Consider the following 10,216-nt stretch of genomic DNA (forward strand, 5'->3'; position numbering starts at 1 on the left):
ATGGCCGAGAAACTGCTGCTGCTCGAACAGGTCAACCTCTTCGTCGGCGACCAGGACCCGGAAGATTCGAACCACATCAAGCTCCAGTCGCTCGGGCTCCCGACGCTGGAGCAGGTGACCGTTGCCCATCTCGGCGGCGGCGCGCCCGGCGAGGTCGAGTTCGGCATGAACGCCATCAAGGCGCTGCAGCCGACCTTCAAGCTCGCCGGCTTCGCCAGGTCGAGCTATCGCGCCATGGGCGTCGGCACCAACCAGCCGCTGAACTTTACCGGCTATGGCGTGCTGAAGAACAAGCAGACCGGCGACGCCTTCCAGGCGAAGACCGTCATCCGCGGCATCGTCAGCCGCATCGCGCCCGACGCCTTCGACCGCGCCTCGGCCTTCGGCCACGATCATCAGATCGGCGAGGTGACGCACTACGAACTGTCGGTCGACAACGAGGAATGGTTCTACTGGGACTATTTCACCACCCGGCGCCGGCAGTTCGGCGTCGATGAGCTGGCCAAGGCCCGCGTGCTGCTCGGGATCGAGTGATGGTCGACAGAAACGCGATCGAGGACTTCATGACGGGCGCCGACGAAGCGGCGCCCGCACCGGCCTCGGCGGTGCAGGAGGTGGACGTTGAGGCGAAGGTTGAATTCGACGACGCCGTTTGCCGCTTCCTGCCATTGCGGCATCCGATCACCGTCGATGGAGAACGTGTCTCCCGCATCCGGATGCGGCCGCCTCTGCTGGAAGACGTCGACGACTGGTCCAATGCCGAGATCAGCAACCGCGAATTGATGGCGCGGCTCTGCGAGTGGCCGTCCGGCGTGTTGAAAAAGCTCGTCTGGAGTGACGCCGAGGCTTTGATGGAGATTTTCCACCAAATGGTCCCGGAATTCGTCCTCGCAGCGCCGAAGGATGATGCCTGATGTCCAGGATGTCGGCGGAGCTGATCGTCAGCCTGCTCGATCGCGTGTCGGGTCCGGCCGCCAAGGCTCGCGCCAGCCTGACGGCGCTGCAGCGGGCCGAGCGCGATGTTTACCTGGCGCGCAACAATACGCGCTTGACGCGCACGCAGGTCGCGGAGGAACGGCTTCTGGCCGCGCAGGATGCCGAGCGCCAGAGCCGCATTACCAGCCTGGCGCGGTTCGGGCGCGCCGCCGGCATTGCCACGGCCGCCGCCGGCTATGTCGCGATCCGCACGGCGCGCGACTACGCGCAGCTCGAGCGCACGATCGGCCGCATTGTCATCAACGCCGACAAGCCGGCGACCGCGATCAGTCCGACCATCGCCGTGCTGCAGGAGCTTGCCGACAAGTCCAAGCTGCCGTTCGACAATGTCGTGCAGGGCCTCGAAACGCTGATCGCCTCCGGCAGGTCGCTCGATGAGGCGCTGGCGTTCCTGCCGTCCGTCGCCCGCACCGCGCAGGCTTCCGGCGCCGCGATGTCGGACATTGCGCTCACCGCCGACGCGCTCGCCAATTCGCTCGGCATTACCGCCGACAAGATGCAGGAAGCCTTCGACATCCTCGCTTTCGAGGGCAAGGCCGGCAAATTCGAGTTGAAGGACATGGCGGCGGAGCTGCCGGCGATCGCGCCTGCCTTCGCGGCGCTCGGCTACAAGGGCACCGAGGGCCTGAAGCGCCTGGCCGCCATGCTGGAGATCGTGCGCAACCAGACCGGATCTTCGGCCGAGGCCGCAACCAACTTCTCCAACATCCTGCAGAAGGCCTATGGCAACGAGGTCGCCAAGAACTTCAAGAAGTATAACATCGACATCCGCAAGGAACTCGACCGCACCAGAAAGGAGGGCGGCGACGTCATCCAGACGCTGGTCGAGCAGACGCAGGAAGCGCTCAAGGGCGACCTCTCGAAGCTGCCGCTGATCTTCACCGACATCCAGATGCAGCAGGGCATGCGCGCTTTGCTGACGCAGATGCCGGAGCTGAAGAAGCATCTGGATGCGCTTGTCAGTGCGTCCGGCACCGTCGCGAAGGATTTCGCTCAGATCACCGGCGATTCCGAAGGCAACTGGCAGCAGCTGATCAACAACATTCAGGAAACGGGGAGGGCGCTCGGCGACCTGTCCGGCAGGGCGCTCAATCCGGCACTCGAGAAGGTGAACGACCGGCTGTCCGACATGATGGCCGTCGACAAGGGCTACGAGGCCTTGCGCGCCAGCGGTCGCGACCCCCTGGCCTATGCGGCCGAATTCAAGGATCGCTACACCAGGCAGCATCCCGATCTGGGGTTCCTCGATCGCTTCACAGGCGCCTCCGCCGAGAAGGCATTCCGCGATGCCCTGGCGCAGCTCGGCCGCGGCGAGATCAAGGGCGTCTTCGATGCGCTGCAGACGAAGATCCTCGAAGACCGACTGACGCGTGAGCCGAACGCCGGCATGCCGGCCTCGAGCACGCCGATCCCCACGCCACGTCCGAGGAACTGGGCAGAGATGACCCCTGCCGAGCGACAGTACCAGGTGTACGCCGAAGGGCGTCATGCGGCTGCCAGGGGTGGCCAGGCCTATGTGCCGCCGGCACCGGGTCTCCCGGGCATCGGCCCGAACGTCGCCGGCTTCGATGCCGACGAATTCGAGCGTCGGCTGCAATCCGGCGGCGCCGACGCCGGCAGCAAGATCGCCGCGGGCGGCACGCAGGCGGGCCAAAACGCTGCGCAGACCTTTACCTCTGGCCTCGCGGGCGCGGGATCGTCGTTCGGCAAGAACGCGGCCGCCGCCTTCATCGCCGGCGTCAGCAGCTTCCTTTCGTCCGCCAAGGCGGACCTGACGCGTCCGGTCGGCTCGCTCGGCGGCAGGACGACCGGCCAACAGGTGCAGGCCGATACACGCGGCCAAGCGATCGATTTTGGAGGACCGCGCTGATGCTGATGAAGATCGGGCTGGTCGAATGCGATCTCGCCTTCAACATCGACACGCATGCGCGTGAGACGACGCACGCCTATGCCGAGAAGCCGGTGGTCGGCGCGATGCCGCCTCTCGAAGATGTCGGCGTGGGGTCCGAGACGCTCACCGTTTCCGGCCGCCTGATCCCCTCGAAGCTCGGCGGCCTTGGTACCTTGAACATCCTGCGCAATGCGCAGCTCGTCGGCACGCCGCAGCTGGTCACACGTGGCGACGGCAGCGTGTTCGGCTTCTATGTCGTCCAGTCGATCAGCGACGAGCACGCATTCCTCGATCGCGACGGGGTCGGCCAGATCGTCGATATCACGGTCAAGATGCAGAAATCGGCGGCGCCGGCGGCGAGCGATTTCTTCGCATCGCTGTTTTCGCTGCTCGGCTAAAGGTGCGCGAAAACGATTACTTTCCTTGGAACCGAACCGCTGTCGAGAGCGTAGTAGACCAAATGCGGGGAGGGACCTTATGGGCGGCGGCACGATTCTGGTCGTTGAGGACGAACCTCTCATCCTCTTGGAAATCGAAACCGCATTGGAGGAAGCGGGCTTCACCGTGCTTAGCAGCAGGAATGCTGAAGAAGCTCTCAGCGCCTTCGACGCCAAGCCCGAAAAGTTCAAGGCGCTCATCACCGATATTCGGCTGGGACCGGGCAAATCGGGGTGGGATTTGGCGCGACTCGTTCGCGAAGCCAGTCCAACCATGCCAGTAATTTATGTGAGCGGTGACAGCGCCATTCACTGGCCTGCAGAAGGCGTTCCCAACAGCATTATGATTGCTAAGCCTTTTTTCATGCCGCAGGTCATAACCGCTCTGGCCACGTTGCTTAATGAGCAGCCGCCGGTAGCCCAGAACTAGAGCAACTACCAAACTTGGGAGATATGGTATGACAGAGACCGTCACCGTCGAGACGGAGGGCACCACTCTGTCGACGTTGCTGGCACGCCACTATCGCATGGTCTTCGCCGGCACGGTGGCGAAGACCTTCGCCCTAAACCAGGATCTCGCCCAGTCCGGTCCATATCTCCCCGTGGGTCGAATCGTGACCGTGATGACGCCGGCGGAAATGGCAGCCGAAGGCGCGGCTTCCAGGCCAGTGATCGATCTCTTCGAATGACAGCGGGCAAAAAGCCCGACCGGGCGTCGCGGCCTATGCCGCGCCCCGCCGGAGCGCCTGCGGCGCGTGAGGCAAAATGAGACAAGGTCATTTCCGCGTCGTCGTCGGCGGGCAGGACGTCACCTCGCGTTTTGTCCCGCGGCTGATCTCGTTGTCGATCACCAAGTCAAGCACCGAGGCGACGCACTCGGCGACCTTCACGCTCGACGATAAAGATGCGACGGTCCGGTTTCCCAAGACGGGCACGCCTGTCTCGATCGAGCTCGGCTGGGAAGGCGGCGCGATGCGCCGCTTTGAGGGCGAGGTCGACACCTGCGACTGGTCTCTTGATCGCGGCTCCGGCAGCGTGCTGACGGTCACTGCGCGCTCGGCCAGCCTCAAAGGCAAGGTCAAGCAGCCGACCGACCGCCATTGGGAAAGGACAACGCTCGGACGGGTGCTCCAGGATGCTGCCGGCGACGCCGGTCTGTCGATCAAGGTGCATTCCTCGCTTGCCGGCCGGCAGCTGGAATATGAAGCGCAGGACAATGAGAGCTTCTTCGCCTTCGCTGACCGGCTTGCGCGCGAGCACGGCGCGACGTTTGCCATCAAGAGATCGCAGGCTGGCTTCGTGCCTCGTAACCAGGGGGTTTCGGCGACAGGCCAGCCGCTGCCGACCGTCGTCATCACCCGCGGCATGGTGATTTCGGCGAGCGGCCTGACGCCGGCGACCGACCGGCCGCGCTTCAAGAAGAAGAAAGGCCGCTGGTACGACTTGCATAGAGCAAGGCAGGTGATCGAAGAGGTCGAGACCGGCGACGATGTCGAGCCTGAAGACGTGCTGCGCTTCATGGAGCCGGACGCCACCGCGGCGCGGACCCGCGCCGATTCCGATCGTATCGACGCCGCCCGGCAGAAGGGCTCCGGCACGATCACGATCGAGGGCGAGCCGACCGCCGAGCCGGAAGGCACCGCCATCATCCAGCTGCGCGCCGGCGTCGACGGCAGCTACACGATCGCCTCGATCACCGACACGCTCGACCGCGGCAGCGGCTACACCACGCAGATCTCGTTAGGCAACCCGCAAGGTTCGGCCGGAACGGACAGCCGTTAGGCCGAGAGCAACTTCACCATCGTCAGCCGCCTACGCACCAACCGTCGTGCTGAGTCTTGAAATGCCTCGCGCTCGGCTTCGAGCACGAAATCCAGGGTCATCATATCGAGCAGGAACTCGTCGACCGCCTCGGCCAGGCCCTGCGACTTATCTTTGAGTTGAGCGAGAAGCGCACGCGCCTCTCCCACCGCGTTGGCGCCGCCGGCGTCGATCAGCGCCTCAAGCTTCCTGAAACAATCCAATCCTGAAATCCCCTTGCCGCCGGGCTCAATCCCCGGCCGGCAGGAAGGTTCCCAAGCGAAAGGAAAAATCATGACCGGATCTCGCGAGCAGGAATCGCTCGCCCGCGTGCTCGCGCATGAGGGCGGCTACAGCAATCACCCAGCCGACCCGGGTGGCGCCACGATGAAGGGTGTGACCCAAAGGATCTTTGACGCCTACCGCAGCAGCAAGGGGCTGGCGCCTCGGTCGGTGAAGAGCATCACCAGCCAGGAATTCTTCGAGATCTACGATCGCCAATACTGGGACGCGGTGAAGGGCGATCGACTGCCGGCCGGGGTGGACTATGTCGTCTTCGACGGCGCGGTGAACTCCGGTCCGAAGCAGTCGATCATCTGGCTGCAGCGCGCGCTCGGGCCTCTTTACAAGGGCCGGCTCGACGGCGTGATGGGGATGGGCACCATCGCGGCCGTCCAGGCCTGCAACGACCACGATGCCCTGATCGACCGGATCTGCGATCAGCGCCTGATCTTTCTTCAGCACCTGAAGACGTGGCCGGTGTTCGGTCGCGGCTGGTCTTGTCGCGTCGCGGAGGTTCGCTCGATCGGCCAAGCTTGGGCGACCGGCCTCACGCCGGAGATGGCGAGGTTCGTCGAAGGCGGCCAGGCCAAAGCCTTTATCGAGGACGCCAAGATCGCCCCATCGACCGCACCGGCCGATGCGGCAACCGGTGCCGGTGCCGGCGGACTCGGCATTTCCGGCTATCTGTACGATCTGCAGAACCAGCTTTCGCCGTTCTCCTACACCAGCGAATGGATCGGCAAGGCCGTCGTCATCTTGGCAGTCGCAAGCGCGCTGCTCGCGATCGGCGGTCTCGCCTGGCGCTGGTATGCCAACCGCAAGGCGAAGCGCCTCGCCGCGGCTCTTGGAGCGGACGCGACGTAATGGAAAACCTCGCTTCCCTCTTTGCCGTGATCCTCGCTCGCGCCTTGCGCACAGTCGCTGCCGTAAGCCTGGCTCTCATCGCCGGCTTCCTCATCTGGTGGCTGCAGTGAGCGTCCTCGTCAGCCTGCTTGTCGGCCGGCTCGGCGTCTCGCGCCTTGTGGCCGGAGCTATCGCCTGGGCCGCCATTGCGGCGATCGTCTCGGGCGCCGCTTTCACCGCTTACGAAGTCATCAAGCACCGCGGCGCCGACGAGGTCCGCGTCAGGATCGAAAAGGAAAATCAGGATGCGATTGCAAAGGGCATTGATGCTCGCATGTCTTTTGACGACTGCATCGACGCTGGCGGCGTGTACGACTTCCGGCATCAACGGTGCGCCGGCGCTGCGGTCGGCCATCGGTAACAGCCTCGCGGGCGCGCGGGGCAAGACGCTGGCCGATCAGGACAAGATCGACAAGACGATGGCGCCAGGCTGCGCGATCGGCCTTTACACGCCGGCGGAATGCGACCGCCACACCAAGGCCAGCGCCGAGCGTCGAGCTGAACTGGGGAGGGGCGAATGAGTGACTTCAATGCGAACCTTGCCTTCTTGATCGCCGTCGTCAGCGCGGTCGCTGGCCTATGGTGGCGCATTGAGGCGGCTATCAAATCGGCTCGGGACGACGTCAAAAAGGATGCGCGCGACGCACATGCCAGGGCAGACATGGCGATCGGCTCGGTGTCGCTGCTTGCCGAGCAGCTCGCCGCGCACAAGCTTCACGTTGCCGAGACCTACATCACCAAGGCCGGCCTGCGCGAATTCCGCGACGAGGTGATGACGGGCGTGCGCGACCTGAAAGGAAGCGTCTCGACGCTGCATGAGCGGATGGACCGTTTTATCGAAGGCGATAAGATCGGCCGGCTGCGCTCGTCGGCAGACTGACGCAAAGGTCACCTACAGGAATATTATAACAGAGAACTCGCCGGGCGAGGCCGCTGCAACGCGACGTTGACATGGCACAGAAAGCTTTGGCGCGCTAAGAGAAATACTTGTGCCATTGTGGAACAATTGCACGGCTTATTAATTATCAAGGGAGCGGTAGGTTCCTCAGGAATGTAGCCGTCTCAGTGGCAACCTAAAAAGGCCCGTCGCTTACCCTCATGAGATGCGACGGGCTTTTTGTTGGCTTGTAGACTGTCAGCCGGCGCGCGGCGGATAGCACCGGCCTGCGAGAAGGCACGGTTCGGACCTTATGCGTCAAGTTCAAGCGGCTCGTGTGCGGGTCTTTGATGCCAAATGACTTGGCGCAAGTCGCGAAGGTCAATGGCTTGGCCGCACAGAGGGCACAGATGGAAATGATCGATTTCGCCCGCCAGCTCGCCCCCGACCCGATTTCCGACAATCGGCGGGCCCAGATCTGAAATCCTTGTCACGGCCGTAGCCTTCTGGCCTCTCGCTCCAGGGCTTTGCGGTTGTTGCTGTGCTGGCGGATCAATTCCCTGACTGCTCCCGGCGAAATGCGGTGTCGCTTGGCGAAGTATTCAACCTCGTACTCTTCATCCGCTGACACCCGGTCGCGATCGCCGGCGCCTGGCTTGCTTTTGTCATCTGCCATTGGGCATTCCTCCTGCCCGAGACAAACCGGATCACAATGAAAATGTTCCGGCATCGTGGAACACCTCGCATTCGACCAAGTTTGGAGCGCGGCGGCGCAATTCCCTCCCGATCGTGCACAGCCGCCGGGCGGAGCCTCCCCTTCTCCGCTGGCCCGCTCCATGGCATCAGGGGCGGGCCGTTATTTTAGAGTGCGCTAACGGAACGTTTGCGGCTGTTCCATATTGAGTCAAATTAGAGTTTTGCGTTGGGATTCGCATGCTTAAGCCTGCCGGGAGAACCCGGCTGTCCTTCATCAAGCCGCTCGAGCCCGTCCAGGTCGAGACGCCGCCGGTCAGCGACGATTGGCTGCACGAGATCAAATACGACGGCTTTCGCACCCAGCTGATCCTAGACTGGGCCGGCGCGCGCGCCCTTTCGCGGAACGGGCATGACTGGTCAGCGCGCTATTGGCCTGTTGTTGCCGCGGCTGAAAAGCTGCCGGCCGAATCCTTCATTCTTGACGGGGAGATGATCGCGCCGGAGCCGGACGGCACCCCGAACTTCCAGGCCATGCACTCGCGCATGACTTGGAACGCCGAGCTGCTTGCATTTGTCGCCTTCGACATCCTGCATCTCGACGGCCGAGGATCTTCGTTCCGTGCCGCTGATCGAGCGTAAGGCCAAGCTCTGGAATCTGGTGAAGCCCGCCAAGCAGATAATTCAATACAGCGACCATGTTGGGGGCGGCGGCGCCGCCTTCTTCGGAGCGGTCGAGAATATGGGCCTTGAGGGCATGGTCTCGAAACGACGCGAGAGTCTCTACCAAAGCGGGAGGGTGGAGTCTTGGGTCAAAACCAAGTGTTGGGATGTCGGCGACTTCGAGCTTTTGGGCATCAAGCGAGAGCCTGGGAAGCCCGTTGCGGCGATCGTGGCGCGCGGTGGCCGATATGCCGGAACCGCTGCCGTGACGCTTCCCAGCGGCCTCAGGGAACGGCTGTGGCAGCGTGTCCAAGAGGGCAGGGCGTCCAAGCCAGCGCAGAGGGTGCCGAGCGCCTTCGCCGATGATGTCGAGTGGGTCAAACCGGGCATCACTGGCCGGGTGAAATTCCTGCGCGGCGAACACACGCTACGCCATGCGACACTGCAGGACTTTTGGGAGGAGTGATGTCAGCTGAAGCTGTTGAGATAATTCAAGGCCTGGTGGATGCAGAAACCAAAGGCTGGGACGAGAAAGACATCGAGCCGTTCCTAGCCATGATCCATCCTGACATGGCGTGGCCATTTGCGCCGAACGCAGACGCGCATGATCCAATCGACTGGTTGTTCGTATTAGGTCGCTTCGATGAGGAAGCCTGGCGGAAAGGCTACAACGAGCTGTTTGCCGCCCATGACCTCATCCACAATCGCCGGACCACGGCCAAGATCGAAGTTGCCCCCACCGGAGATGCAGCCTTTGCGGTCGTCGATATCGACACCCTTTGGCGAAACAAAGCAACCGGCGCCGATTTTCATTGGAAGGGACGCGTCTGCAAAATCTATTCGAAGCTCCGAACGGGTGAATGGAAATTCTACTGGCAAACCAGCGCTCTCGATTTCCCTTCAAAACCCAGGAGTGGCTAAGACGGGAACGCAAATGCGGCGCCCGACCTTTAGCTCGCATGAGCGCACGTGCTTTTTTCTGGACCGATGGATGGCAGCACATCTGCCAAACGTGAGCACCGACGATCCAGCGGCCATTGCCGATCTTGTCATTGAACTCCTGGCTTCTGCCGGGCGTCAGGGCATCGCGCCAAAAGAGATATACGAGGAGGTCGATAGCGTGTTTCATCTTGTGCGCGAAGCGATGCAGCACCGTGGGGGCGGCTTGGCGGGTTGAGACCCAAAACAGATGCCCAGCACCCCTGGCAGGAAACGCGGGGCGACTTCATGAACCTAATCACTCCCCGCTTGGTTACTCCCTCGCTCGTCTTAGATCAAAGCCCGTCGGCGCTGGTCGGCGAGCTTTTTTCTTTTCCAGTCACATCGAGCAATGCGGCGAGGACTTCGGCCGGAGCTTCGACGCCAATGAAGCTGCGAACGAGGTCAGATGCATGCCTTTCCCATTCTTGGGGCGGAAGACAACTTTCTACGACCGAACGCCGGAAGGCTTCTCGGATGACGTCAAATTCAAAAGCGGAAATGAAATTTGCTGAGCGCTTGCTCATGGCTTCCTCCCTGCGGAATTGGGCGAAAGCACCTGAGTTGACTTCCAAGCGCCCGTTTGCCGTCAAAGGTGCGGGCGACGACAGTACCTTACACCCGCACTATGACGTGGTCACTCTCATTTGTTGTACTACTCTGGAAGAAGAAGACGACCGCCGAGCGGGGCGGGGG

17 protein-coding genes are annotated in these 10,216 nt (G+C 62.7%); 14 read left to right on the top strand and 3 right to left on the bottom strand.

What is annotated here, in order from left to right:
* The 7 genes from A9K66_RS22510 to A9K66_RS22540 all read left to right on the top strand — a co-directional run bounded on the left by A9K66_RS22510 (position 1) and on the right by A9K66_RS22540 (position 5,106).
* Positions 1 to 534 carry a phage major tail tube protein gene (locus tag A9K66_RS22510; protein WP_067327979.1) on the top strand — a complete coding sequence of 178 codons (534 nt, stop codon included), beginning with the start codon at positions 1 to 3 and terminating at the stop codon, positions 532 to 534.
* Positions 534 to 914, top strand: coding sequence for a phage tail assembly protein (locus tag A9K66_RS22515; RefSeq protein WP_067327980.1), 381 nt, complete (start codon positions 534 to 536; stop codon positions 912 to 914). The genes A9K66_RS22510 and A9K66_RS22515 overlap by 1 nt, the downstream gene beginning before the upstream one ends.
* Positions 914 to 2,866 carry a phage tail tape measure protein gene (locus tag A9K66_RS22520; protein ID WP_067327981.1) on the top strand — a complete coding sequence of 651 codons (1,953 nt, stop codon included), beginning with the start codon at positions 914 to 916 and terminating at the stop codon, positions 2,864 to 2,866. Before A9K66_RS22515 ends, A9K66_RS22520 begins: the two co-directional genes overlap by 1 nt.
* Complete coding sequence (locus A9K66_RS22525) at positions 2,866 to 3,285, top strand: phage tail protein (RefSeq protein WP_067327982.1); 420 nt, start codon at positions 2,866 to 2,868, stop codon at positions 3,283 to 3,285. Before A9K66_RS22520 ends, A9K66_RS22525 begins: the two co-directional genes overlap by 1 nt.
* A 79-nt stretch (positions 3,286 to 3,364) precedes the next feature.
* A complete protein-coding gene (locus A9K66_RS22530) occupies positions 3,365 to 3,754 on the top strand; it encodes a response regulator (RefSeq protein WP_067327983.1) in 390 nt (129 codons plus the stop codon).
* A gap of 28 nt (positions 3,755 to 3,782) precedes the next feature.
* Positions 3,783 to 4,013: a tail protein X gene (locus A9K66_RS22535; protein ID WP_067327984.1), complete on the top strand. Its 231-nt coding sequence runs from the start codon at positions 3,783 to 3,785 to the stop codon at positions 4,011 to 4,013.
* 76 nt (positions 4,014 to 4,089) lie between these two features.
* A complete protein-coding gene (locus tag A9K66_RS22540; RefSeq protein WP_067327985.1) occupies positions 4,090 to 5,106 on the top strand; it encodes a contractile injection system protein, VgrG/Pvc8 family in 1,017 nt (338 codons plus the stop codon).
* Here the strand turns inward: A9K66_RS22540 and A9K66_RS22545 are convergent.
* Positions 5,103 to 5,420 carry a DUF4335 domain-containing protein gene (locus tag A9K66_RS22545; RefSeq protein WP_245307645.1) on the bottom strand — a complete coding sequence of 106 codons (318 nt, stop codon included), beginning with the start codon at positions 5,418 to 5,420 and terminating at the stop codon, positions 5,103 to 5,105. The genes A9K66_RS22540 and A9K66_RS22545 overlap by 4 nt on opposite strands.
* Between A9K66_RS22545 and A9K66_RS22550 the strand changes: the two genes are divergently transcribed.
* From A9K66_RS22550 to A9K66_RS22560, 3 genes are all read left to right on the top strand, one after another.
* The gene (locus A9K66_RS22550; protein WP_067327986.1) at positions 5,419 to 6,270 is read left to right on the top strand and encodes a glycoside hydrolase family 108 protein; all 852 of its coding nucleotides are present in this window, start codon (positions 5,419 to 5,421) and stop codon (positions 6,268 to 6,270) included. The two genes, A9K66_RS22545 and A9K66_RS22550, sit on opposite strands and share 2 nt — an antisense overlap.
* A 106-nt stretch (positions 6,271 to 6,376) precedes the next feature.
* Complete coding sequence (locus A9K66_RS22555) at positions 6,377 to 6,670, top strand: hypothetical protein (RefSeq protein WP_067327987.1); 294 nt, start codon at positions 6,377 to 6,379, stop codon at positions 6,668 to 6,670.
* Positions 6,671 to 6,826: 156 nt separating this feature from the next.
* The gene (locus A9K66_RS22560; RefSeq protein ID WP_067327988.1) at positions 6,827 to 7,189 is read left to right on the top strand and encodes a hypothetical protein; all 363 of its coding nucleotides are present in this window, start codon (positions 6,827 to 6,829) and stop codon (positions 7,187 to 7,189) included.
* A gap of 487 nt (positions 7,190 to 7,676) precedes the next feature.
* On the opposite strand, the gene A9K66_RS22565 is transcribed toward A9K66_RS22560, so the two are convergent.
* A complete protein-coding gene (locus A9K66_RS22565; protein WP_067327989.1) occupies positions 7,677 to 7,862 on the bottom strand; it encodes a DUF3606 domain-containing protein in 186 nt (61 codons plus the stop codon).
* A gap of 257 nt (positions 7,863 to 8,119) precedes the next feature.
* Between A9K66_RS22565 and A9K66_RS31295 the strand changes: the two genes are divergently transcribed.
* The 4 genes from A9K66_RS31295 to A9K66_RS22580 all read left to right on the top strand — a co-directional run bounded on the left by A9K66_RS31295 (position 8,120) and on the right by A9K66_RS22580 (position 9,719).
* Positions 8,120 to 8,521, top strand: a complete 402-nt coding sequence (locus A9K66_RS31295; protein WP_245307646.1) for a hypothetical protein — start codon at positions 8,120 to 8,122, stop codon at positions 8,519 to 8,521.
* On the top strand, positions 8,502 to 9,008 hold the full coding sequence (locus tag A9K66_RS31300; RefSeq protein ID WP_245307647.1) for a hypothetical protein: 507 nt from the start codon (positions 8,502 to 8,504) through the stop codon (positions 9,006 to 9,008). The genes A9K66_RS31295 and A9K66_RS31300 overlap by 20 nt, the downstream gene beginning before the upstream one ends.
* Complete coding sequence (locus tag A9K66_RS22575) at positions 9,008 to 9,463, top strand: hypothetical protein (RefSeq protein ID WP_156751129.1); 456 nt, start codon at positions 9,008 to 9,010, stop codon at positions 9,461 to 9,463. The genes A9K66_RS31300 and A9K66_RS22575 overlap by 1 nt, the downstream gene beginning before the upstream one ends.
* A gap of 70 nt (positions 9,464 to 9,533) precedes the next feature.
* Positions 9,534 to 9,719 (top strand): hypothetical protein, encoded by a 186-nt coding sequence (locus A9K66_RS22580; protein WP_245307648.1) that lies wholly within the window; start codon positions 9,534 to 9,536, stop codon positions 9,717 to 9,719.
* Between the two features lie 97 nt (positions 9,720 to 9,816).
* On the opposite strand, the gene A9K66_RS22585 is transcribed toward A9K66_RS22580, so the two are convergent.
* Positions 9,817 to 10,047, bottom strand: a complete 231-nt coding sequence (locus tag A9K66_RS22585; protein WP_067327992.1) for a hypothetical protein — start codon at positions 10,045 to 10,047, stop codon at positions 9,817 to 9,819.
* Positions 10,048 to 10,216 lie beyond the last annotated feature (169 nt).

The sequence above is a fragment of the Mesorhizobium sp. AA23 genome (genome assembly GCF_001672435.1).
In the GTDB taxonomy this organism is placed as follows: Bacteria; Pseudomonadota; Alphaproteobacteria; order Rhizobiales; family Rhizobiaceae; genus Mesorhizobium.